Source organism: Pseudoduganella ginsengisoli (genome assembly GCF_009720865.1).
Classification (GTDB): Bacteria; Pseudomonadota; Gammaproteobacteria; order Burkholderiales; family Burkholderiaceae_D; genus Rugamonas; species Rugamonas ginsengisoli.
This window is the reverse complement of the sequence record NZ_WNLA01000005.1, coordinates 33,794-57,338: the sequence shown is the minus strand read 5'-3', so window position 1 is coordinate 57,338 and position 23,545 is coordinate 33,794. Positions and strand designations below refer to the sequence as shown.

Annotated in this window: 25 protein-coding genes and 1 tRNA gene; 17 read left to right on the top strand and 9 right to left on the bottom strand. The window is 60.6% G+C overall.

Annotated features, from left to right (window positions below; genetic code table 11):
- Window position 1 precedes the first annotated feature (1 nt).
- From GM668_RS10380 to GM668_RS10340, 9 genes are all read left to right on the top strand, one after another.
- Window positions 2-814 (top strand): ABC transporter ATP-binding protein, encoded by an 813-nt coding sequence (locus tag GM668_RS10380; RefSeq protein WP_155438884.1) that lies wholly within the window; start codon window positions 2-4, stop codon window positions 812-814.
- A gap of 23 nt (window positions 815-837) precedes the next feature.
- Entirely contained in the window at window positions 838-1,734 is an 897-nt protein-coding gene (locus GM668_RS10375) for a branched-chain amino acid ABC transporter permease (protein WP_211923374.1), read from the top strand.
- A 111-nt stretch (window positions 1,735-1,845) separates the two neighbouring features.
- Window positions 1,846-2,904, top strand: a complete 1,059-nt coding sequence (locus tag GM668_RS10370) for a branched-chain amino acid ABC transporter permease (RefSeq protein ID WP_155438882.1) — start codon at window positions 1,846-1,848, stop codon at window positions 2,902-2,904.
- A gap of 28 nt (window positions 2,905-2,932) precedes the next feature.
- Window positions 2,933-4,237 (top strand): ABC transporter substrate-binding protein, encoded by a 1,305-nt coding sequence (locus GM668_RS10365; RefSeq protein WP_155438881.1) that lies wholly within the window; start codon window positions 2,933-2,935, stop codon window positions 4,235-4,237.
- Between the two features lie 90 nt (window positions 4,238-4,327).
- Window positions 4,328-5,176, top strand: a complete 849-nt coding sequence (locus GM668_RS10360) for an ABC transporter ATP-binding protein (protein ID WP_155438880.1) — start codon at window positions 4,328-4,330, stop codon at window positions 5,174-5,176.
- A gap of 11 nt (window positions 5,177-5,187) precedes the next feature.
- Entirely contained in the window at window positions 5,188-5,547 is a 360-nt protein-coding gene (locus tag GM668_RS10355) for an MmcQ/YjbR family DNA-binding protein (RefSeq protein WP_155438879.1), read from the top strand.
- A gap of 1 nt (window position 5,548) precedes the next feature.
- Window positions 5,549-6,829 carry a phenylacetate--CoA ligase family protein gene (locus GM668_RS10350; protein WP_155438878.1) on the top strand — a complete coding sequence of 427 codons (1,281 nt, stop codon included), beginning with the start codon at window positions 5,549-5,551 and terminating at the stop codon, window positions 6,827-6,829.
- Between the two features lie 91 nt (window positions 6,830-6,920).
- On the top strand, window positions 6,921-7,496 hold the full coding sequence (locus GM668_RS10345) for a hypoxanthine-guanine phosphoribosyltransferase (protein ID WP_155438877.1): 576 nt from the start codon (window positions 6,921-6,923) through the stop codon (window positions 7,494-7,496).
- A 72-nt stretch (window positions 7,497-7,568) separates the two neighbouring features.
- Window positions 7,569-8,174: a helix-turn-helix domain-containing protein gene (locus tag GM668_RS10340; protein WP_155438876.1), complete on the top strand. Its 606-nt coding sequence runs from the start codon at window positions 7,569-7,571 to the stop codon at window positions 8,172-8,174.
- On the opposite strand, the gene GM668_RS10335 is transcribed toward GM668_RS10340, so the two are convergent.
- Together GM668_RS10335 and GM668_RS10330 are read right to left on the bottom strand one after the other, a co-directional pair.
- Entirely contained in the window at window positions 8,175-9,086 is a 912-nt protein-coding gene (locus GM668_RS10335; protein ID WP_155438875.1) for an MBL fold metallo-hydrolase, read from the bottom strand.
- Between the two features lie 4 nt (window positions 9,087-9,090).
- Complete coding sequence (locus tag GM668_RS10330; RefSeq protein ID WP_155438874.1) at window positions 9,091-9,306, bottom strand: DUF1289 domain-containing protein; 216 nt, start codon at window positions 9,304-9,306, stop codon at window positions 9,091-9,093.
- A gap of 221 nt (window positions 9,307-9,527) precedes the next feature.
- On the opposite strand from GM668_RS10330, the gene GM668_RS10325 reads away from it, so the two are divergent.
- The 3 genes from GM668_RS10325 (at window position 9,528) to GM668_RS10315 (ending at window position 12,567) form a co-directional block, all read left to right on the top strand.
- Window positions 9,528-9,941: a ribbon-helix-helix domain-containing protein gene (locus GM668_RS10325; RefSeq protein ID WP_155438873.1), complete on the top strand. Its 414-nt coding sequence runs from the start codon at window positions 9,528-9,530 to the stop codon at window positions 9,939-9,941.
- 9 nt (window positions 9,942-9,950) lie between these two features.
- Complete coding sequence (locus GM668_RS10320) at window positions 9,951-11,270, top strand: extracellular catalytic domain type 1 short-chain-length polyhydroxyalkanoate depolymerase (protein WP_229499154.1); 1,320 nt, start codon at window positions 9,951-9,953, stop codon at window positions 11,268-11,270.
- 355 nt (window positions 11,271-11,625) lie between these two features.
- A complete protein-coding gene (locus tag GM668_RS10315) occupies window positions 11,626-12,567 on the top strand; it encodes an extracellular catalytic domain type 1 short-chain-length polyhydroxyalkanoate depolymerase (protein WP_308506821.1) in 942 nt (313 codons plus the stop codon).
- Here GM668_RS10315 and GM668_RS10310 read toward each other — a convergent pair.
- The 6 genes from GM668_RS10310 to GM668_RS10285 are packed head-to-tail and all read right to left on the bottom strand — an operon-like array spanning window position 12,564 to window position 18,112.
- Window positions 12,564-12,875 (bottom strand): SemiSWEET family sugar transporter, encoded by a 312-nt coding sequence (locus GM668_RS10310; RefSeq protein WP_155438871.1) that lies wholly within the window; start codon window positions 12,873-12,875, stop codon window positions 12,564-12,566. The two genes, GM668_RS10315 and GM668_RS10310, sit on opposite strands and share 4 nt — an antisense overlap.
- Complete coding sequence (locus GM668_RS10305; RefSeq protein ID WP_155438870.1) at window positions 12,875-14,023, bottom strand: response regulator; 1,149 nt, start codon at window positions 14,021-14,023, stop codon at window positions 12,875-12,877. Before GM668_RS10305 ends, GM668_RS10310 begins: the two co-directional genes overlap by 1 nt.
- A gap of 11 nt (window positions 14,024-14,034) precedes the next feature.
- On the bottom strand, window positions 14,035-17,076 hold the full coding sequence (locus GM668_RS10300; protein WP_155438869.1) for a hybrid sensor histidine kinase/response regulator: 3,042 nt from the start codon (window positions 17,074-17,076) through the stop codon (window positions 14,035-14,037).
- 42 nt (window positions 17,077-17,118) lie between these two features.
- On the bottom strand, window positions 17,119-17,328 hold the full coding sequence (locus GM668_RS10295; protein WP_155438868.1) for a cysteine-rich CWC family protein: 210 nt from the start codon (window positions 17,326-17,328) through the stop codon (window positions 17,119-17,121).
- Entirely contained in the window at window positions 17,325-17,531 is a 207-nt protein-coding gene (locus GM668_RS10290; protein WP_155438867.1) for a zf-HC2 domain-containing protein, read from the bottom strand. The genes GM668_RS10295 and GM668_RS10290 overlap by 4 nt, the downstream gene beginning before the upstream one ends.
- Before the next feature lie 2 nt (window positions 17,532-17,533).
- The gene (locus tag GM668_RS10285) at window positions 17,534-18,112 is read right to left on the bottom strand and encodes a sigma-70 family RNA polymerase sigma factor (RefSeq protein ID WP_155438866.1); all 579 of its coding nucleotides are present in this window, start codon (window positions 18,110-18,112) and stop codon (window positions 17,534-17,536) included.
- Between the two features lie 120 nt (window positions 18,113-18,232).
- Here GM668_RS10285 and argB point away from each other — a divergent pair, with 120 nt between their 5' ends.
- On the top strand, window positions 18,233-19,159 hold the full coding sequence (gene argB / locus GM668_RS10280) for an acetylglutamate kinase (protein ID WP_155438865.1): 927 nt from the start codon (window positions 18,233-18,235) through the stop codon (window positions 19,157-19,159).
- Window positions 19,160-19,201: 42 nt separating this feature from the next.
- Window positions 19,202-19,276: transfer RNA gene (locus GM668_RS10275), tRNA-Thr, on the top strand.
- Between the two features lie 41 nt (window positions 19,277-19,317).
- On the opposite strand, the gene GM668_RS10270 is transcribed toward GM668_RS10275, so the two are convergent.
- Window positions 19,318-20,244 carry a TraB/GumN family protein gene (locus tag GM668_RS10270; protein ID WP_155438864.1) on the bottom strand — a complete coding sequence of 309 codons (927 nt, stop codon included), beginning with the start codon at window positions 20,242-20,244 and terminating at the stop codon, window positions 19,318-19,320.
- Window positions 20,245-20,262: 18 nt separating this feature from the next.
- Between GM668_RS10270 and GM668_RS10265 the strand changes: the two genes are divergently transcribed.
- From GM668_RS10265 to pabB, 3 genes are read left to right on the top strand one after another with little or no spacing between them, the layout of a single operon-like run.
- Window positions 20,263-20,991 (top strand): HAD-IA family hydrolase, encoded by a 729-nt coding sequence (locus GM668_RS10265; RefSeq protein WP_170305583.1) that lies wholly within the window; start codon window positions 20,263-20,265, stop codon window positions 20,989-20,991.
- 26 nt (window positions 20,992-21,017) lie between these two features.
- Window positions 21,018-21,590: a nucleoid occlusion factor SlmA gene (gene slmA, locus GM668_RS10260; RefSeq protein WP_155438863.1), complete on the top strand. Its 573-nt coding sequence runs from the start codon at window positions 21,018-21,020 to the stop codon at window positions 21,588-21,590.
- A 3-nt stretch (window positions 21,591-21,593) separates the two neighbouring features.
- Entirely contained in the window at window positions 21,594-23,492 is a 1,899-nt protein-coding gene (gene pabB, locus GM668_RS10255; RefSeq protein ID WP_155438862.1) for an aminodeoxychorismate synthase component I, read from the top strand.
- Window positions 23,493-23,545 lie beyond the last annotated feature (53 nt).

Genomic DNA, 23,545 nt, shown 5'->3' with positions numbered 1-23,545 from the left:
CATGCAAATGAATGAACCTGATGCGCTGTTCAATGCAGCGCGCCGCATCGGCCCGGAAATCCTCGACTTGCGCAATATCTCGCTGTCGTTTGGCGGCGTGAAAGCGCTGACCAATATTTCGTTCAACGTGCGCCAGCATGAAATCCGCGCCATCATCGGCCCGAATGGCGCCGGTAAAAGCTCGATGCTGAACGTGATCAATGGCGTGTACCGCCCGCAGGAAGGTGAAATCATTTACCGGGGCGAGCACCGCAAGAACATGGATTGCTACCAGGCCGCGAAATCCGGCATTGCCCGCACGTTCCAGAACATCGCGCTGTTCAAGGGCATGACGGTACTCGACAACATCATGACGGGCCGCAACCTGAAGATGAAGTCGAATTTCCTGATGCAGGCGCTGTATTGGGGCCCTGCCCGCCGCGAAGAAATCGAGCACCGCAAAAAGTGCGAAGAAATCATCGACTTCCTGGAAATCCAGGCAATCCGTAAAACCCCGGTGGGCCGCCTGCCTTACGGCTTGCAAAAACGCGTGGAACTGGGCCGCGCACTGGCGGCGGAACCGGAAATCCTGCTGCTCGATGAACCGATGGCCGGCATGAACGTGGAAGAAAAACAGGACATGTGCCGCTTCATCCTCGACGTGAACGACCAGTTCGGCACCACCATTGTGCTGATCGAACACGACATGGGCGTCGTCATGGATATTTCCGACCGCGTCGTGGTACTCGATTACGGCAAAAAAATCGGCGACGGCACGCCGGACGAAGTGCGCAGCAACGAAGACGTCATCAAGGCGTACCTGGGTGGCCATTAATGGGGATGTGGATAAACATGAACCTGAGCTTTTTCTTTGAAGTGCTGATTGGCGGCCTGCTGTCCGGCGTCATGTATGCGCTGGTGGCGATCGGCTTTGTGCTGATCTATAAGGCGTCCGGCGTCTTTAACTTTGCGCAGGGCGCGATGGTGTTCTTTGCCGCGCTCACGTGCGTCGGCATCATGGACAAATTCGGCCTGTCGCTGTGGCTGGCGATTCCCGGCACCATTGTTGCGATGGTCATCCTGGGCCTGTGCATCGAACGGGTCGTGCTGCGGCCCCTGGTGAACCAGCCGGAAATCACGCTGTTCATGGCCACCATCGGCCTGACGTTCTTTATCGAAGGGCTGGCGCAACTGATCTGGGGCAACCAGGTGCACAAGCTGGAATTGCCAATTGAAGACGTGCCGCTGGAATTCCTGGCCGAGAAATTCAACATCATCGTGTCGCAGTTCGACGTGATGGCGGCCGGCGTGTGCGCCATCATGGTGGCAGTGCTGTCGCTGGTGTTTTCGAAAACCAAAGTGGGCCGCGCGCTGCGCGCCGTGGCGGACGATCACCAGGCCGCATTGGCCGTCGGCATTCCGCTGCAGCGCATCTGGGCCATCCTGTGGGCCGTGGCCGGCATGGTGGCGCTGGTGGCGGGCTTGCTGTGGGGTGCCCGCAATGGCGTGCAATTCGCACTGACCTTTATTGCGCTGAAAGCGTTGCCCGTGCTGATTTTGGGCGGCTTCACGTCCGTGCCGGGTGCGATTGTCGGCGGCCTGATTATCGGCGCGTCGGAAAAACTGGCGGAAGTGTATATCGGCCCGATGGTGGGCGGCGGTATCGAAGGCTGGTTCCCGTATGTGCTGGCCCTGCTGTTCCTCCTCGTTCGCCCTGAAGGACTATTCGGCGAAAAAATCATCCGTCGCATCTGAAAGTCCATCAAAAACCGCCGCAGCGTCGTTGCCGCGGCTCGTCGTACCATTTGTACTGCCATCGTCGCCGCGCCTAGCTGCGCCGATTTTTGAAGAACTTTAGGAGCAGCCATGATTTATCGTGAAACCGGCCAGTTCAAGACCAGCTATGAAACGGACGGCCAAATCCTGCCGATCCGCCAAGACCGCAGCATGCTGTTCGGCACGCTGGCGGTGGCCCTGCTGGTACTGCCGTTCGCCGCCTCGCCGTACATGCTGTCGGCGATCCTGATTCCATTCCTGATCTTTTCACTGGCAGCGCTGGGCTTAAATATCCTGACCGGCTACGCGGGCCAGCTGTCATTGGGGACGGCAGCCTTCATGGCCGTCGGTGCGTTTGCGTCGTATAACTTCGTGCTGCGCATCCCGGGCATTCCAATTTTGCTGGCCTTCGTGCTGGGCGGATTGAGCGCCGCGCTGGTGGGGATTGCATTTGGCTTGCCATCGCTGCGCATCCGCGGCTTTTACCTGGCCGCCGCCACCTTGGCCACGCAATTCTTCGTCGTCTGGTGCCTCACCAAGATTGGCTGGCTGACCAACTACAGCGCATCCGGCGTCATCACCGCGCAAAAAATTGAAATCCTCGGCTATGCATTCGATACGCCGGCCGCCAAATACGTGCTGGTATTGCTGGTGGTCGCCGTCATGGCGCTGCTGGCAAAAAACATGGTGCGCTCGAACGTGGGCCGCTCGTGGATGGCCGTGCGCGACATGGACGTGGCAGCGGAAGTCATTGGCTTCCGCCTGATGCGCACCAAGCTGCTGGCGTTTGCCGTCAGCTCGTTCTACTGCGGCGTGGCCGGTGCGCTGTACGCGTTTGCCTACCTGGGCACGGTGGAACCGGAAGCGTACAACCTGGAACTGTCGTTCCGCATCCTGTTCATGATCATCATTGGCGGCGTGGGTTCCATACTCGGCTGCTTCCTGGGCGCCGCGTTTATTGTGCTGCTGCCAGTATTCCTCAATGTGCTGGCCCACAGCCTCGCATTGCCAACCAGCGTGGCGTCGAACCTGGAATTGATGGTGTTTGGCGCCCTGATTATTTTCTTCCTGATCGTGGAACCCCACGGTCTGGCGCGTTTGTGGCAAATCGGTAAAGAGAAATTACGCCTGTGGCCTTTCCCGCACTGAGCGTACAACCTAGATAGGAGACTTGAACATGGCATACGTAAAAACCATTGCTGCCGCTGTCCTGCTTGCCACTGCGGGCGGTGCTTTCGCCAACACCGAACAATTCATTGCCTTGCCGTCGTACCGCGTGGGTCCCTACGCGTCCGGCGGCTCCGGCTTCTATGGCGGTATCATCGATTACTTCAACCTCGTCAACGCCAATGGCGGTATCAATGGGGTCAAGCTGTCGTGGGAAGAATGCGAAACTGAATACAATGCGGCGCGCGGCGTCGAATGCTATGAGCGCATGAAAACCAAGAATGGCGGCGCCACGCTGGTTGATCCGCTGTCGACCGGCATTGCGTACGGCATCCTGGACCGCGTGGCCACCGACAAAGTGCCGATGACGACCCTGGGCTATGGCCGCTCCGATGCCGCCAACGGCAAAGTGTTTCCTTATGTGTTCCCGCTGATCACCAGCTACTGGAACCAGGCCGCCGCCATGATCAAATACCTGGGCGACAAGTCCGGCGGCATGGACAAGCTGAAAGGCAAGAAGATTGTCCACCTGTACCACGATTCCGCGTTCGGCAAGGAACCGTTGCCGGTGCTGGAAGCGCTGGCCAAGCAGCATGGCTTTGAGCTGATCAAGATCCCGGTCGCGCCACCCGGCAGCGAACAGCAGTCGCAATGGCTGCAAATCCGCCAGGCCAAGCCGGATTACGTGATCCTGTGGGGCTGGGGCGTGATGAATTCCGTCGCCATCAAGACCGCGCAGCGCAACGGCTTCCCGCGCGACAAAATGCTGGGCGTGTGGTGGGCCGGTTCCGAAGACGACACGGTGGCGGCAGGCGATGCAGCCAAAGGCTATACGGCCATGACGTTCAATACGCCGGGCAATTACCCCGTCATCGACGAACTGAGAAAGAAAGTGTACGCGGCCGGTAAAGGCAATTTGTCCGACCAGAACCGCATTGGTTCCGTCTACCACATGCGCGGCATGACGGCCGGCATCCTGTGGACGGAAGCGATCCGCCACGCGCAGGAAAAATTCGGCAAGGGCAAACCCATGACGGGCGAGCAAGTGCGCTGGGGCCTGGAAAACATGAACATCGATGAAGCGCGCCAAAAAGCGCTGGGCGCGTTCGGCATGTTCCCGCCAGTGAAAACGTCGTGCGAAGACCACGAAGGTTCGGGCGCCGTCAAAGTGCAGCAGTGGGATGGCGCCAAGTGGAATGCCATCACGCCAACGTGGGTGGTGGGCGACAAGGCGCTGACCCGCAAGCTGGTCGATGAATCGTCGGCCAAGTATGCGGAAGAGAAGAAGATCACGCCGGCCTGCGCCAAGTCGTAGCCACTGCTTTGCGCCGCCCGCAGGCGGCGCAATCATTTACAGCATGGGTGCCGGGCCTTCAGGCCGGGCATCCACATTGTAGGAACATTTATGAACACCGCCACTGCCCAAGAAACCGCTGCCGCCGCCAACGCGGTCCAGCCTTACCTGTCGGTCAATAACGTGGAAGTGATTTACGACCACGTGATCCTCGTGCTGAAAGGCGTTTCGCTGCAAGTCCCGCAAGGGAAAATTGTCGCGCTGCTGGGCGCCAATGGGGCCGGCAAATCAACCACGTTAAAAACCATCTCCACCTTGCTGCGCGGTGAACGGGGCGACGTCACCAAAGGCGAAGTCACGTTCAAGGGCGAGCGCGTCGACCAGTTGACGCCGAATGAACTGGTCAAGCGGGGCTTGTCGCAAGTGATGGAAGGACGCCACTGCTTCGGCCACCTGACCATTGAAGAAAACCTGTTGACGGGCGCATACACGCGCAGCCAGAGCCGCGCGGAATTGCGCGAATCGCTGGAAAAGGTGTACCACTACTTCCCGCGCCTGAAGACGCGCCGCACCAGCCAGGCCGGCTACACGTCCGGCGGTGAACAGCAAATGTGCGCGATTGGCCGCTCGCTGATGGCCAGGCCATCGATGATCTTGCTGGACGAGCCATCGATGGGCATTGCGCCGCAAATCGTCGAAGAAATCTTTGGCATCGTCAAAGACTTGAATGCCAAGGAAAACGTGTCCTTCCTGCTGGCCGAACAAAACACCATGGTGGCGCTGCGCTATGCGGACTTTGGCTACATCCTGGAAAACGGCAGGGTCGTCATGGAAGGCGCCGCATCGGACCTGGCCAACAATGAAGACGTCAAGGAATTCTATCTGGGCATGTCCGGCGCTGGCCGCAAGAGCTTCCGCGACATGAAGTTTTACCGCCGCCGCAAACGCTGGCTGGCTTGAAGAGGATGGTAATGAATATCGAGAAAGCCAAAGCCTTTTGCCGCAGCCTGCCCGGTGCGACGGAAGATATCAAGTGGGGCGCCGACCTCGTTTTTTCCGTCGGCGACAAGATGTTCGCGGTGACGGGCAATTGTGTCGCCGCCGGCGGCATCAGCTTCAAAGTCGACGATGACCGCTTTCTCGAACTGACGGACCGCCAGGGCATTATTCCCGCGCCATATCTGGCGCGCGCCCGGTGGGTCAAGATCGAAGATTTGAAAGCCGTCAGCGATGCGGAAGCGGCGGAATTACTCAAGCGTTCGTATGAACTGGTGTTCAGCAAACTGACTAAAAAATTGCAGCGCGAAATCGGAGAGGGCCAAGGTGCGTGACATGAGCGATACCCAAATCAGCGGTACTCCCAGCGATACGCTGGATAGCCTGGAAACACGCGATCCGGAACAGCGCGAAGGCGAATTGCTGGCGCGTTTGCCTGGCCTGGTGGCGCGCGCGCAAAGCGCTGCGGGCTGGGGCCGCATCCTGGCCGGTATCGACCCGCGCGATATCCACAGCCGCAAGGCGCTGGCCGCGCTGCCAGTCACGCGCAAGTCCGACTTGAAAGCACTACAGCTGCAAGAGCGGCCATTCGGCGGCTTGAATGCCACCTCGGTCGGCCAGTTGAAGCGCGTGTATATGTCGCCCGGTCCCATCTTCGATCCGGAGGGCTTAGGCGCGGACTGGTGGCGTTTTTCGCGGCCCCTGTATGCGGCCGGCGTGCGTCCCGGCAGCCTGCTGCAAAACTGTTTCTCCTACCATTTCACGCCTGCCGCCTTCATGGTCGAAAGCGGCGCCGCGCGCCTTGGCTGCCCCGTGATCCCGGCCGGCAGCGGCCAGACCGAACAGCAAGTGCAAGCGATGGCGGCGCTGCGGCCGGACACCTACGTCGGCACGCCTTCGTTCTTGAAAATCATTATCGAAAAAGCCCGCGACATGGGCGCCGATATCTCATGCCTGAAAAACGCGCTGGTCAGTGCGGAAGCGCTGCCGGATTCGTTGCGGCGCTGGCTGATCGACCATGGCGTGCCTAGCGTGCTGCAATGCTATGCATCGGCCGACGCAGGCAGCATGGCGTATGAAACCGCGACGTCCGGGGTCGTCCATCCCGGCATGGTGGTCGATGAAGACATCTTGCTGGAAATCGTCCGCCCCGGCAGCGGTGAACCCGTGGCGCCCGGCGAAGTGGGCGAAGTGGTGGTCACCGTGTTCAATCCCGACTATCCGCTGGTCCGCTTTGGCACGGGGGATTTGTCGGCCGTACTGACCGATGCGGGGCCATCGCCTTGCGGCCGCACCAATGTGCGCATCCGCGGCTGGATGGGCCGGGCCGACCAGACCACCAAAGTGCGCGCCATGTTCGTGCATCCGGCACAAGTCAATGAAATCGCACGGCGCCACCCGGAAATCCACAAGGCGCGCCTGGTGGTATCGGGCCGCGTGTCGAACGACGTGATGACCCTGCATTGCGAAGTGGATGATCCCGCTGCCGCTTATGCGCCGCCCATCATAGAGAGTATACGTGACCTGACCAAGCTGCGCGGCGAGGTGCAATTCGCAGTTCGCGGCAGTTTGCCGAATGATGGCAAGGTGATCGACGACGTACGCGACTATTCGTGATTTCTGTGGCTTTCATCCAACGTGGGAGCAGGCTGGCGGGATATGGCGGATAATAATGCCTTCCTACCAGCTGTCATAACACATAACAATCATGCAAGACTTCCACCACAACCGCGCACGCGCCCTCCTCGAATCTGCGGAAGAAATCTTTGACAAGGCCACTGTCGATGCGTCCGTGACGCGTATGGCGGATGAGCTGAACGCCCGCTTCAACAACACGGACAACCAGGAATTCCCGCTGGTGCTGGGCGTCATGGGCGGCGCCGTGGTGTTCACCGGCAATCTGCTGCCGCAACTGACGTTCCCGCTGGAATTCGACTATATCCACGTCAGCCGCTACGGCGATGAAGACAAGGGTGGCCAGGTCGTATGGAAAGTCATCCCGCGCTCGAACGTGGCAGGCCGCACGGTGATCGTGCTGGACGACATCCTGGACGAAGGCGAAACCCTGGCCCACGTCAAAGAGCGCCTGCTGGAAATGGGTGCTGCCGAAGTCATTCTGGCCGTGTTTGCGGACAAGGCCATCGGCAAAACCAAGCCGGTCAAACCTGACCTGGTCGGCATTACGATCCCGAACCGCTTCGTCGTAGGCTTCGGTATGGATGCGTATGGCTACTGGCGCAATTTGCCGGGTCTGTGGGCCATCAAGACTGAAGATTCAAAGTAAGTAGTCACTACGAGATTTCTCGTCAGCAATTTCTCTTTGACTGTACCCATTTCGGGTACTAAGATGCCCAATATGGGTATCTTTGCGGACGTACTGTTTTCCAAGACACAGCAGCGTGTGCTGGCCATTTTGTATGGCCAGCCGTACCGCTCGTTTTACGCCAACGAAATCATTTCCCTTGCCGCCTGCGGCTCCGGCGCAGTGCAGCGCGAACTGGCCAGCCTGGAAGCATCCGGCCTCGTACACGGCTGGCGTTCTGGCAATCAAAAACATTATCAAGTCAACCACGAAGCACCGATCTTCGAGGAATTGCGCGGCATCGTCGTGAAGACCTTTGGCACCGCTGAAGCCATCAAGGCTGCATTGGCGCCCGTGCTAGAAAAGATGCAGGCAGTATTTATCCACGGCGACGCGGTGGAAGGCACCGTGCATGGCGGCGGCGCCATTGAACTGGTGGCCGTGGCGCCGGAAGAATTGCATGCGCCATTGAAGGACGTGCTGGCAACGTTGCCGCCCATGCTGGGGCGAAACATCGCGCCCGTTTGCTATACGGCGGACACGTTTTGGCTGCAGTGGCGCGCGCATGATGCGGCGCTGGCCAGCGTGATGGAACGGACCAAGATTTTCATCAAAGGGACGGACGCCGACCTGGTGAAACTGGCCGGCGCGGGGGCTTGATTAGCCGTCGTTCAGCAAATAACCATCTTCAATCCGCGCCGAACACGCGCGCACCAGCTGCTTGACCGTCCACTGCGCCACTTCTTCAGGCGATTTGCCCAGATAATTCTGCGACGCCGCGACAATGACCGGCAACGATGCAAACAGCGCCGGCACGTCATCGACCTTCATGCGCTGCTTTTCCAGCAACAGGAATTTCAACAGCACTTTCACTGCATATTCCGCATTGCGCGCCGGGTTCCCGGACAGGAAATCGAGCCGCACGCGGGCCCGCTTCAGCGCCTGCGCCACGTCCGTGAACACGGCGCCGTGGCCCGGCACTACGACGCGCGCATCCAGCGATTCAATCAAATCCAAGGTCGCGCGTTCTTCGGCAAAGCCGGATTGGCCATCGAGTTCCGGGAAAATCACGCCAAAGCCGTTTTGCCACAGCGCGTCAGCGGAAATCAAAATGCCTTCCTGCGCGCAAAACAGCATCAGCGAATGCGCATCATGGCCGGGTGCGCCCAGCACGTCCCATTCCATATCGGCCATGGTCAGCTTGTCGCCAGGCGACAGCGTGCCATCGATGGAAAAGCGGGGACACGTCTGTCCTGTCGCCTTGAAACTCAGCTTGTCTTCATCCCAGCGCCGCACGTTGTCCGCTTCCGACACGGGAATGTACGTGGCGCTGCCGAAATGCGCCTGCAAGATCGCATTGCCGCCGCAGTGGTCGGAATGCAGGTGGGTGTTGACGATGCGGTCCAGGCGGCGGCCATGCAGTCCGTGCCGCACCAGCGCCAGCGTTTGCTGCTCGTGCAGCACATAGCCGGTATCGACCAGGGTCGCATCGTGACGGCCCAGCATCAGGATATTGTTCGACGAAAGCCAGCCCCGCTCGAACACGTGGATGTTGTCATGCAAAACCGTCATGGTGTCATCCGAAATCAATCATTTCTTCACGGCGGCGGATTTCTTCCCACACGGCCCGTTTGAAGTTGTCATCGGCGCGCGACCACGCGACGATTTCATCGATGGTACGCAGGCAGCCTTCGCAAAAACCAGTGTCCCGGTTCATTTTGCACAGGCTGACGCAGGGGGATGGCACCGTGGCGCCAGCCAGTGGCGCCGCAGTTGGGATGTCAGTGCTCATTGCGAAAATTCAATAAGGAGTGCGACATTTTACCGCGCCAGGCATCCCGGCAGTGGGTCAGGGCTGGAACGCTCCCTCTACAGTCATCGCACTGCAGCATTTTAGCCATAGAAACCTGCACCTTACTCCAAACCGCTTTTTTATGCTTGAAAAACGATACTTTGGTCCTATACTACCATCCACATGGATGGCACATGGATGCCAAATAGATGGAGAACACAATGTCGGTGCATGAACTCAAGCCTAAAAACACAGATTCCGAAAAAATCACGATCAACCTCGGCCCGGTCGACCTTGGCCAGATTGATTTACTGGTGCAGGAAGGTTTTTACGCCAACCGTACCGACTTGATCCGGACCGCCATCCGCAACCAGCTGGCGCAGCATGCCGACGTGGTCAAGCAAACTGTCGCGCGCAAAAGCCTGGTGCTGGGCATGCAGCATTACACCCGCGCCGACCTCGAAGCCATACAGGCGGCCGGCCAGCGCCTGCAAATCCAGGTGCTGGGACTGGCCAGCATCGCCACCGACGTGCCAGCCGAACTGGCGCTGGCCACTATTGAATCCATCACGGTATTGGGCGCGCTGCACGCCAGCGCTGCCGTCAAAGCCGCCCTGTCAGGGCGCATACGTTAGGAGCAATCCATGTTGAAAATGAACCAGGCACTATTGAACCAGTTACACGACGCCACCCGGCAATTGATGGCCAACGGGCCCGTGGCTGCCACCGCCGCCATCCAGCAAGCGCTGGGCGGCCAGCCTGCCCCCGCACAGCAACAACCCGCCATGCGCGACTTGAATCCCGCACCGGCCGCCTCCCGCACGAGCCGCCCCCCGGCCAACCCGGCCGATACCCTGCACATCCACACGCTGGCTGGCGACGTGCACGATGAACCAGAAAGCCCGGCAGCCGCAACCCAGGCGCCGCAGCGCGCATCCGTACACATGGCGCCCGGCGCCAAGGCCCTGGTCGATGGCTTGCTGGCAAAACTGGGCGCCTTGCAGTCCGATGGCACGGCCGCGATGCCCGACCTGCCCGACCTCTCCGGACTATCCGACCTGCCCGGCCTGGACTTGCCGGGCCAGCGCAAGGTCCGTACGCCTGCGCCATTGCCACCCGGCGCGCAATTCGTCGCCGGCGTGTACCGCGGCGCCACCGGCACCCGCGACTACAAGCTGTACGTGCCAGCGAACTACCATGGCCAGCCCATGCCGCTGCTGGTCATGCTGCATGGCTGCACCCAGGATCCGGACGATTTTGCTGCCGGCACCCGCATGAACGCATTGGCCGAGGAACAAGGGTTGCTGGTGGTCTATCCGGCCCAGTCCCGGCAAGCCAACCAGCAACGCTGCTGGAACTGGTTCAATGCGCTGGACCAGCAACGGGGCCAGGGCGAGCCCGCCATCATCGCCGGTATCGCGCAACAGGTGGCCGCGCAATATGCTGTGGCGCCACGGCAAGTGTATGTGGCCGGCATGTCGGCCGGCGGCGCCATGGCCGTCATTGCAGGCACGCTGTATCCCGACATCTTCGCTGCGGTGGGCGTGCATTCCGGCCTGCCGTACGCGTCGGCCAGGGATTTGCCGTCCGCGCTGCAAGCCATGAAACAGGGCGCGCCCGCCAAAGATGCGGCCATTGCCGGCAACAGCCGACCCATCATCGTATTCCATGGCGATCGTGACCACACCGTCCACCCGCGCAACGGCGAGCAAGTCATGTCGCAACAGTTGCACCGCCATGCCGGCGCCCGCGCCCAGCGCGACCAGGGCAGCGTGCCGCAGGGGCGCAACTTTACCCGCACCACGCACCACCATCCCGACGGCACGCCGCTGGGCGAACACTGGGTCATCCATGGCGCCGGGCATGCCTGGTCCGGCGGCAGCACGGATGGCAGCTATACCGATGCAAGCGGTCCCGATGCCAGCCGCGAAATGCTGCGTTTTTTCCACACTGTCGCTGCCTAAGTAAGTACGCATAAATTCTTGTGAGTTCTGACTTCCATAACCGGCGCTCTGCCGCGTTGCCCGCTGCTAGCAGTGCTCGCACTGCGTCGCACCGGGCGCCTTGCAGCGCATCCGGTTCTGTTCGTCATAACTTCACAATAATTTCTTGGTACTTACTTAGCATCCGGCGCGAATACCCCCGTGTGTGCGCCAACATACACAAACCCGGCTGCTTAGCTTTTATACTGGTGCCGTAACCGGCCAGACAACTGGCCGGGCAGATGGCGTCAACGCCACGCAGAGCGTTCCGGAGACATCCACCCATACGCTGCGCTATCCCTAGTGATCCGGCGCAGCGCGACCGATGGAGGTAGCCATGAAACTCGACCACGATTTGTTCGACCAGCTGCGCACGCAATTCCACGATGCCACGCGCCAGTTCCTATCAACATTGTTTCCAGGGCCGCCGCCGCAACCAGGCCATTTCCTGCACGGGGAATTCACCAACCACGCGGGTACCCGCAGCTACAAGCTGTATGTGCCGGGTGGTTACCGTGGCCAGCCGCTTCCATTGGTGGTGATGCTGCATGGCTGCACGCAAGACCCTGACGATTTTGCCGCCGGTACACGCATGAATGCACTGGCCGAGGAAGCGCGCTGTTTTGTCGTGTATCCGGCCCAGTCGCAAGACGCCAACCCGCACCGCTGCTGGAACTGGTTCAACGCGCTGGACCAGCAACGGGGCCAGGGCGAACCCTCCATCATTGCCGGTATCGCGGACCAGGTCATGGCCCGCTACAGCATCGAGCGCAGCCAGGTGTATGTGGCGGGACTATCGGCGGGCGGCGCCATGGCAGCCATAGTCGGCGCCCTGTATCCGGATATCTTTTGCGCCGTCGGCGTGCATTCCGGCATGCCGTTCGCCGCCGCACAAGACTTGCCTTCCGCATTGTCCGCCATGAAACGGGGCATGCAGGCGCAACCCATCAAAGGAGGCGGCTTGCCCATCATCGTGTTTCACGGGGACCAGGACAACACCGTCCACCCGCGCAATGGCGAGCAGGTGCTGATCCAGAAACTGCACGGCCACGGCGTGCTGCACAACGCCGCCACCGACACGGGCAGCGTGCCGGATGGCTACCGCTACACCCGCATCACGCACCGTCGCAGCAATGGCAAGCCGCTGGGGGAGCACTGGGTGGTGCATGGGGCAGGCCATGCATGGAGCGGCGGCAGTGAAGAAGGCAGCTACACGGATGCCCGCGGTCCCGACGCCAGCCGGGAAATGCTGCGCTTCTTTAAAACGTGCCGGGATTAACCCGTCTTGCGGGATGGCGCCGGCGTTTGTACCGTACGCGGCGCCCGTCCCCGGAACATCCATTTCATTGCCAGCACGGCCAGCGCCAGCAGCAGCGTGATGCCATTGGCAATGATGACCGGCCACGATTGCAGCATCACGCCATAGATGAACCACAGCGCGATGCCGACCGTCAGCACGATGTACATCAGCGTCGACACCCCTTCCCCGCTGCGGCGGCGCCACACCAGCACGACTTGCGGCACGAACGCGATGGTCGTGCAAAACGCGGCGCAATAACCCAGCAAATCAACCCAGTACGGCTGCATCAGGCATCCTTCGTGAACAACTCGATACGTTCCCGCTTCTTGTCCATGTCGTGGTCCGTATCCGCATAGCGCAGCGCGATTTCCACGAATTGCCTCTGGATGTCGAGGAAGGCGTCCGTAATATCCGGATCGAAGTGCGTGCCCCGTCCTTCCGTGATGATGGCCACCGCCTGCTCATGCGACATGCCGTCCTTGTACACGCGGCGGCTGATCAACGCGTCATACACGTCGGCCAGCGCCATCAGGCGTGCGGAAATCGGGATCGCATCACCCGCCAGCCCTTCCGGATAACCGCTGCCATCCCATTTTTCCTGGTGGCCGTACGCGATTTCCTTGGCAAAGCGGAGGAAATCCACTTCGATCCCCAGTTCCCGCTCGGCCGCGATAATCGCGTCGCGTCCCAAGGTGGTATGGGTCTTCATGATTTCCATTTCATGCGGTTCGAAACGGCCTGGCTTGAGCAAAATACGGTCCGGAATCCCCACCTTGCCGATATCGTGCAGCGGCGCCGACTTGAACAGCAATTCAATCGTGGCGTCATCGAGGAAGTGCGAAAAGCGCGGATGATGGCGCAAGCGCTCAGCCAGCGCTTTCACGTACCACGACGTGCGGCGGATATGGTTGCCCGTCTCGTTGTCGCGCGTTTCCGCCAGCGACGCCATCGTGTGGATCGCCACGTCCTGCAATGCCGCCACCTCGGCCGTACGGCGTTTGACTTCCGACTCCAGGAACGTGTTCTGGTCGCGCAGGAAATCGTGCACGCGCTTCATGGCCAGCTGCGTCTTGATCCGCGCCAGCACGATCGGTGCAGATACCGGTTTCGTGATGTAGTCGGCCGCGCCCAGCGACAAGCCCATTTGCTCGTCCGTGATTTCACTCATGGCCGTCACGAAAATCACGGGGATATCGCGCGTCGCAGGGTTGGATTTCAACTGTTTGCACACGTCATAACCGCTCATGCCCGGCATCATGATGTCGAGCAGGATCAAGTCCGGCTTGCTGTCGCCATTGGCGATCTTCAGTGCCCGCTCGCCATTGACGGCGATCTTGGTGCGGTAATCTTCTTCCAGGATGGCGCACAGCAGGTCGATATTGTCCGGCGTGTCGTCCACCACGAGGATGGTTGGTTTGGCTTGCGTAGCTGTCATGATGGCTGAAATTATAAGGTGACTTGCAACGCGCCCGCCGCTTCCTGCAATTGCGCCAGCGCGCCTTCGAAATCATACTGCGCAATCTGGCGCCTGAGTTGGCGGCCATGCTCGCCCTGCCCGGCCGCCTGCAATTGCGCTTCCAGGCTTTCCGCCAGGCGCGCCGCCGCCGCATCGTCCTGCGCCAGCAGCGCGGCCATATCGCGCATGGCCGTTGCCAGTGCTTCCGGGTCGGCGCTGGCTGCCGGTGCGGCCGACGGCGCCTGCGTGGCGCCCATACGGCGCGCGTCGAGCGCCAGCATGATCACGCCCAGCACTTCCTGCAATTCCAGCGTCAGCGCCGCCAGCGCGTCATCGCGGCCTTCCATCACACCTTGCGCCAGCATTTGTTCCAGCTTTGCCGCGCTGTCGACGACGCCGGATGCGCCGATATTGCCTGCCAGGCCCTTGACCGTATGCGCTTCGCGCGTGGCGGTTTCCAGGTCATTGTTTTCAATCGCGTCGTGGATGCGCTGCATGACGCCGATCTGCGTTTCCGCGAAACGGGCCAGCAGCTTGCGCATCAATTTCACGTTGCCGCCCACGCGCTGCAATGCCGCGTCCATTTTCAAGCCCGGGATCATTGGCAGCGTATCTTCCTGCGGCGGCGCTTCCGCCACCACTTGCTGCGGATTCTTTACCTTGACCCAGCGCGCCAGCGTGGCAAACAGTTGCGCCACGTCGATCGGCTTGGCGATGAAGTCATTCATGCCCGCATCCAGGCATTTTTCCTTGTCGCCCACCATGGCGTTGGCGGTCATGGCGATCACGGGCAAGTCCGCATAACGGGGATTTTCGCGCAGCTTGCGGGTGGCGTCATAGCCATCCATGACCGGCATCTGGCAATCCATCAGTACGCCGTCGTAATCATTGACGCCGATTTTCGCCAGCGCCATGGCGCCATTGCTGGCCACATCCACGCGGATACCGGCATCGCCCAGGATTTGCTGCGCGACTTCCTGGTTGATTTCATTGTCTTCCACCAGCAGCAGCCATGCGCCGCGCACGGATGCCGCCGCAGACTGGTAATCTTGCGCCCGGCGGATACGGCGGCATTCTGAAAAGCCTTTGCCGTACACGGACGACACGGCATCGAGCAAGGTCGAAGCGCTGACCGGTTTGCTCAGCAGACCATCGAGCGGGATGTCGCGCGCCTCATCCATCAGCACGTCGCGGTTGTACGCTGTCACCATGATGGCGCGCGGCGGTTCAGATGCGGTTTGTTCAGCCTGTGCGCGCAACGCCTGCACCACGTCGATGCCGCTCATGCCCGGCATTTGCCAGTCCACCAGCGCCAGCCCGAACGGCTTGTCTTCCGCACGCGCCTGCGCCACCATGTGCAGCGCCTTTTCGCCGTTTTCAGCGGCGGCAGCATCGAATTTCATGGACTGCAGCATGCCGAGGAAGATTTCGCGGGCCGTCGCGTTATCGTCCACCACCAGCACGCGCACGCTGGAAATGTCGGCATCCGGCTTGATTTCCACCTGGGGCACGGCCGCCAGGCCGAATTTCGCCGTGAACCAGAACGTGCTGCCCACGCCCGCTTCGCTTTCCAGCCCGATTTCGCCATCCATCATTTCCACCAGCCGCTTGCTGATGGTCAGGCCCAGGCCCGTGCCGCCGTGGTGGCGCGTGGTGGACGTATCGGCTTGCGTAAAAGCCTGGAACAATTTGCTTTGCTGGGCCGGCGTCAAGCCCACGCCCGTGTCGCGCACGTCGACGCGCAAACGCACGCCATCTTCCAGCTTTTCCAGCAGGCGGATGGTAACGACGATCTCGCCCTTTTCCGTGAACTTGATGGCATTGTTGGTCAGGTTGATCAATACCTGGCCAAAACGCAGCGGATCGCCCACCAGCGCCGTCGGCACGTCAGGACCGATATCGAACAGCAGTTCCAGCCCTTTATCTTGCGCCCGCATGACGGACAAATCGGCAATTTGCGCCATCACGTCTTCCAGGAAGAAATCGATGCGCTCGAAATTCATCTTGCCCGCTTCAATCTTGGAAAAGTCCAGGATGTCATTGATGATGCCCAGCAGGTGGCGCGCAGCCGATTCGACTTTTTCCAGGTAATTGCGCTGTTTCGGGGTCAAGTCCGTCTGCAGCGCCAGGTGCGTCATGCCGATGATGCCATTCATCGGCGTGCGGATTTCATGGCTCATGTTGGCCAAAAAGTCCGACTTCGCCTTGGTCGCGTCTTCCGCCACTTCCACCGCATGGCGCAGCTGCTGTTCCGCCGCCAGGCTGACCGTCATGTGCTTCAGTGCGCGCAGCAATTCGCCCGTTTCGTCTTTCGACGTGGCTTCGATCTCCATGCTCAAGTCGCCCTGCGCCACGCGGGTGGCAATGGCAATGGCTTTATCCAGCGGACGCGTGATGGAACGGGCCGAATACGCAAAACCCACGGCCACCATGATGGCGGCCAGGCCGAACAGGGTCATGGCCATCAGCGATGAATTGATATCGGCACGGGCATTGGCGGCGCTGGCCATCACCTGGTTTTGCTGCAGCTGGTTCAGTTCATGGATCGCACCCAGCAAGCGGTTCAGCGCCGGCATTGCCAGGTGGATCATGCGCTCTTCGGCCGCATCGCGGTCTTCCGCTTCCACCATGTCCGCCACGGCGATGAACGAGTCATAGTATTCGGCGCGCGCTTTCTTGATTTTCTCGATCAGCCGCATGGCGTCCGGCGTCGCATCAAGCTCGCCCAGCCGCTCCAGTTCGCGGTCGATATTGAGCTTGATGGCATCGATGCGCGCATAGCTTTCGATCCGTTGCTCCAGCTTTTTCTGGATGATCAAGGTAGCAATACGGGTGGCTGCTTCGCGCGACTGCGTGTCGATATTGTTGGCGGCTGCAGCGGCGGCCCAGTCCATGCTGAGGATGTGGTCCGTTTCAGCGCGGATCGAGTAAATGCGGGACACGCCGACCAGGATCACACCCAGCATCAGCAAGATCAGGGTGGCATAGCCGACGGTAATGCGGACACTGATGCGGATGTCCTGGAAGCGCATGATGGGTCTTTCAATGTTTGCCGCATACAGCGGCCAGGTTCATTACTTGGAATCGCCTGCGGTATCGGCGCGCTGCGCTTGCCGCTGCTCGATATGCAGTTTCAGGCATGCGGGGCACCAGCACGTGACGTCCGTGTCGCCAGATGGCACAGGGAAGGCAGGCGGCATGGCCGTGCACCAGCACGGGCTGCCGTCATTGCCATCGGCCATCGCGCAATGGAATTCCGCGCCGCAGCGTTTGCAAATGCTCATCGCTTGTCTCCGTCATCGCCGCCCAGCGGGAAGTTGCGCATGGCGCGGCGCAGTGTGTCCATTTGCACATTGAAGCGGGTGCAGGCGCCGCATACCATCAAGTGCAGGCGCATGCGGGCGCGCTCGACCAGGGTCAGGTCGCGGTCCATTCCCTCGGACACCAGACGGTGCACTTCGCGGCAGGTGGGCTTGAGTTTATCCATGGTCAGCCTTTTACAGTGTGAGCGCCGAACCAGTTCAAGTCCAGGCATTCGCGCAGCCGCAAGCGCGCCCGGTACAGCAGCACCCATGCATTAGACGAAGAAATCGCCAATTCCTTACAGATTTCTTCGGTTTCCAGTTCCAGCCATTCGCGCATCATGAAAATGCGGGCAGCCTTGGCGGGCAGCTTTTCCAGGCAAATTTCCAGCACACGAAAGAAGTCTTTTTGTTCCAGTGTCTGGTCTGGATTGCCCCACTGGCGCGGCATGTCGACCGTGTGGCCGTCGGCCAGGAACAATGCATCAATGACATCATCTTCGCTCTGGTCTTCGCCATATTCAATGGGGCGCTCGCGGGTGGCGGCGCGCAGGCAGTCGATGATTTTGAATTTCAGGATGCCCGTCACGTAGGTGCGCAGCGACGACTGTCCCTGGAAGCGGTCAGGCTGCTCCAGTACAGCGATCAGGGCATCTTGCACGGCATCTTCCGCCAGTGATTCGTTTCTAAGTTGCAACAATGCGAAGCGGACAAGCTGGGGCCGCATGGCTTCGAGTTGGCGGTGCAGGTGGTCAGGGGCGGTCATAGTCAGCCAGCCTAGCTGAAGCCATCGGAATTGACAATCAGCAAAAAGCCCTATAATCCGCAGTTGGCTGTAAAATCGCGCTCAAACGCACCTGCACAAAATACTTTTACCGGAATTGCCATGACGTCTCTCTCGAATCTGAACCTGGAAGTGCCTGCCAGCGACCTGACCGCGGTGTCCCCGCAAATCAAGGCACAGATCCTGGCTGAAGCGCTGCCATATATCCGCAACTTCCATGGCAAGACCATCGTCATCAAATACGGTGGCAATGCAATGACCGATGAGCGCCTGAAACACGGTTTCGCACGCGACGTCATCCTGCTGAAACTGGTCGGCATGAATCCGGTGGTGGTGCACGGCGGCGGTCCGCAAATCGATAACGCGCTGAAGAAAATCGGCAAGCAGGGCACGTTCGTGCAAGGCATGCGGATCACCGACGAAGAAACCATGGAAGTGGTGGAGTGGGTGCTGGGCGGCGAAGTGCAGCAAGACATCGTTATGCTGATCAACCATTACGGCGGCCAGGCAGTGGGCCTGACCGGTAAAGACGGCGGCTTGATCCGCGCCCGCAAGATGGCGATGCCAGACCGCGACAACCCGGGCCAGTTCCTGGACATTGGTTTTGTCGGCGAAATCGACGCCATCAACCCGGCTGTCGTGAAAGCGCTGCAGGACGACGCCTTCATTCCAATCATTTCGCCGATTGGTTTCGGCCAGGATGGCCAGGCTTACAACATCAATGCCGACGTCGTGGCTGGCAAGATCGCGGAAATCCTGAAAGCTGAAAAGCTGATCATGATGACCAACATCGCCGGCGTGCAAGACAAGAATGGCAAGCTGGTGACCGACTTGTCGGCCCGTGAAATCGATGAAATGTTCGCTGACGGCACGATTTCCGGCGGCATGCTGCCAAAAATCTCGTCCGCACTGGACGCTGCCAAGTCCGGCGTCAACACCGTGCACATCATCGATGGCCGCATCGAGCATTCTTTGTTGCTGGAAGTCTTGACGGAACAGGCTTTTGGCACTATGATCCGGTCTCACTAATTTTTTGGCGGCGTTCGTTGTACCACAGCCGCCAGAATGAATGCCCTTGTAGCTCAGTGGTAGAGCACTCCCTTGGTAAGGGAGAGGCCACGTGTTCAATCCACGTCAAGGGCACCACTCTCCGCCCCCCGCAGTTTCTCTAATAATTTCCCTCGTTTTTAGTAAATCCGTTCCACGGCGATACCGCGTTTGCGCAGTAATTCCGGCACGTTGCCTTTGCCGACCAGATGCAGCACGCCAATTGCGGCAAAACTGTGCCGTTCGCGCGCCAGCAGGCTGGCAATACCGGATGCCAGCCCGGGATTGCGCTGGTCCAGCAACACGCGCTGTACGAATTTGCCGGAAAACGTGTCGTCTTCTTCCGCCTTGCGCGCGATTTCATTGAGCCCGGCCTGGTCCGCGTGGCGCCACGCATGGACGATGTCGCGCGCCTGCCTGGCCTGTTCTTCATCTTCAATGGCGGCAATGCCTTCTTCCAGGAAGCGCGCCTGTTCCGCGTTGCTCATGCGGTTAAACAGCATCATTTGCCCCGCCACGGATTCCAGCTCCACCACACGCAACCGGCGCTCCCTGGCCTGGCGCGACAGCCACGCATCGACTGCCAGCGCCGGCTCATAGCCCTGCGCAACGAATTCACTGATGGTCAGCAGGCTGGCCACCATCCAGGGCTGCATGGGCGCCACGGTTTCCGGCGCAATCGCATAGCGGCGCAACAATTGCTGCAAGCGGGGACGGTAGGCGGGGGATAACTCTTCCGATACGGCGCCGCGGCCATTGCGGGCCATGCCGTGGTCGCGCACGGCGCGGGTAATGGCGGCCTGGTCGCCCAGCGGGTCGATTTCCAGCGCCAGCACGGACGCCTGCTGCAGCGCGGCCGTCACGCGCGGCTCCAACGGATAAAAATCCGCCGCCCCCACGTGGATGGTGCCGAACAAATAAGCAGTATGGCCGCCGTGTTCCAGCTTGAACAATGCGCCGCGGTTGGGGATAGCGGCCGATGGTTCGGCCGCCTGCAGTGGGCCGTTGAACGGTACGCCGAACCACAGGAACAGGCTGCAAAATAAAACTATAATCTGGCGTTGCATGATTTCCCCTCTTCTGCCGTGAATATACCCCGTTCCTCCCCGGTCTGGCTGTTTGATCTGGACAATACGCTGCACAATGCGTCGCACGCGATTTTTCCAGCCATCACGGCCAACATGAATACCTACATTGCCCGCGTCCTGGGCGATGATGGCGCACCGGCCGGCGCGGATGCCGTCAATGCAGCGCGCACCTTGTACTGGCGGCGCTATGGCGCCACCATGCTGGGCCTCGTCAAGCACCATGGCGTGGATTCCGCCCACTTCCTGAAAGTCACGCATGACTTCCCGGAACTCGATTCCATGGTGCGGGCGGAAAAGGGCTTGGGACAACTGCTGCGCGCCCTGCCCGGCCGCAAAGTGTTGCTGACCAACGCGCCGCACCGCTATTCGCGCGACGTGCTGCGCATCCTCGGTATCCACCGCGAGTTTTCACACCACATCGCGATTGAGCACATGCGCATCCACCGCCATTTGCGTCCGAAACCATCGCGCCTGATGCTGCGCAGCGTGATGAAAAAGCAAAAAGCGGCGCCGGCGCGCTGCATCCTGGTGGAAGACACGCTGGCCAATTTGCGCGCCGCGCGGAGCCTGGGCATGCGCACGGCATGGGTCACGCAATACCTGAAAGTGGCGGATCCGATCGGCATGGCGCATGTGCCTAAGCGCTTTTTCCGTCCACGCTGGGTCGATGTCAAAGTAAAATCTGTGCGGCACTTGCCCGCGCAGCTGGCACGGCTGCGTTCATAATTCTTTGATCATTTTAATTTCCTATCATGGCAAGCACACCGCCCGGCCAGCGCAGGCAGCAAATCCTCGTCGCTTTGGCAGAAATGCTGGAACAACCCAAAGGCGAGAAAATCACCACGGCAGCGCTGGCGCGCAAGCTGGAATTTTCTGAAGCAGCGCTGTACCGCCATTTCGCCAGCAAGGCGCAAATGTTCGAAGGGTTGATTGATTTCATTGAAGCGAGCGTGTTTGGCGTGATCAACCAGATCATGGAAAAGCAGGCCAGCGGCGTGGCGCAAGTGCGCGACATCATCAGCATGCTGCTGCAATTTTCTGCCAGTAATCCCGGCATGACCCGCGTGCTGACGGGCGATGCGCTGGTGGGTGAAGACGAGCGCCTGCAACAGCGCATGAACCAGCTGCACGAACGTATCGAGCTGGCATTGCGCCAGGCGCTGCGCCTGGCCACCACGGAAGGCTATGGCCACGAAGACGACATCAGCGCCCGCGCCGCGGTCTTGCTGGCCTATGTGATCGGCCGCTGGCACCGCTATGCGAAGAGCGGCTTCAAACTCGATCCGTCGCACGATACGGCGCTGCATATCGCCCTGCTGCTTTAATTTATGAACCACGAAGTATTCGCACTGCTGGACGACGCCAGCCCGGACGGATTGGCGCAAGCCCGTTCCCGCCTGTACACGGGGCATGTGGCGACGCTGCGCTGCGATGGCCACGGTGGCGTGACGGCATGGCGCGCAGTACTGGCTGAGATGGAAAAGCATTTGGCGCAAGGCCGCCATGCCGTCACGCTGTGCGCGTATGAACTGGGCGCGCACATCCTCGGCATGCCTTCCCATCCGGCCGCCGATGCGGATGCCCCCACGGCGCGCGTATTGGTTTTTGAATGCTGCGAACTGCTGGCGCAAGCGGAAGTGGCGGCATGGCTGGCCGCGCGGGCAGGCAGCGAGCCGTCCGGCATTGCCGCGATTGAAGCCAACGTCGATGAAGCGCAATTCACGGAAGCCATAGCGCGCATCCGCAACTACATCGCGGCAGGCGATACATACCAGGTCAATTACACGTACCGTTTGCGCTTCGATGCATATGGTTCCATCTTTGCGCTGTACCAGCGCCTGCGCGCCCGCCAGCCCGTGCCATATGGCGCACTGATTGCGCCCGATGACGGCACGGCGGTATTGTCGCTGTCGCCGGAATTGTTTGTCCGCTTTGCCGATGGCGAATTGACGGCGCGGCCCATGAAAGGCACGGCGCCCGCCGCGGCCGATGACGAAGAAAATGCGCGCCGTGCAGCCGCCCTGGCGCAAGACACGAAGAACCGCGCGGAAAACCTGATGATCGTGGACTTGCTGCGCAACGATATCGGCCGCATTGCGCAAACCGGCACCGTCAAGGTCCCTGCTTTGTTCGACGTGCGCCGCTACAGCAGCGTGCTGCAAATGACGTCCACCGTGCAGGCGCAATTGAAACCGCAAGCCACGCTGGCCGATATCTTTGACGCACTGTATCCGTGTGGTTCCATCACGGGCGCGCCCAAGCGCCGCACGATGGAAATCATTGCGGAGCTGGAGCCGGCGCCGCGCGGCCTGTACACGGGCGCCATCGGCTGGTTTGAGCCTGCGCCGGCAGGGGAAACCATAGGCCCATTCTGCATGTCCGTGCCGATCCGCACGTTGTCGCTGCAGCCGCCCGCGCACGGGGTACGCCGCGGTGAACTGGGCGTGGGCGCCGGCATCGTGTACGACAGCGATCCGGCTGATGAATATGCCGAATGCAAGCTGAAGGCGCGCTTCCTGACGGGCCTTGCCAGCGAACATGAACTGTTTGAAACCATGTATGCCACGCGCGAAGACGGCGTGCGCCACTTGGACCGCCACCTGGCGCGGCTGGCGGCGTCGGCCCGCTATTTCGGCTATCCATGGGATGAAGCGGCGGCGCGCGCGCTGGCCGCGCAAACTTGCGCCACGTTCGCACCGGCAACGCCGATGCGCTTGCGGCTGGCCCTGCGCGCAGGCCATGCGGCATCGCTCAGTTCCGGCAACGCATCCGCCCGTGCGGCGCCTGCCCCGGCCACCGACGGCGCCTTGTCCGTCCAGCACGGTGTCCTGGCGCCGTTGGCCGCCCCTGTGCGCGTTTTACTGGCGTCCGATACCACCCGCGCGGACGATGTCTTCCTGCGCCATAAAAGCAGCGTACGGGCCCGCTATGACGCTGCGTGGCGCGCTGCGGAAGCACAAGGCGCGTTCGACATGCTGTTTTTCAACGAACGGGGCGAATTGACGGAAGGCGGCCGCAGCAATGTGTTCGTGCACATCCAGGGCCGCTGGCTGACGCCGCCGCTGGCCTGCGGCTTGTTGCCCGGCATCATGCGCAGCGTGCTACTGGATGATCCCGCCTGGAATGCGGAAGAAGCTGTCGTCACCCGCGCCATGCTGGATCAAGCCGACGAGATTGTCCTATGCAATGCGCTGCGCGGCGCGCTTCCAGCCACGATCGCCGCCTGACTTCTTCCCCGCAAGCAATGCGGCTTTGTTACCACCTTTGCGCAGCGGCAATG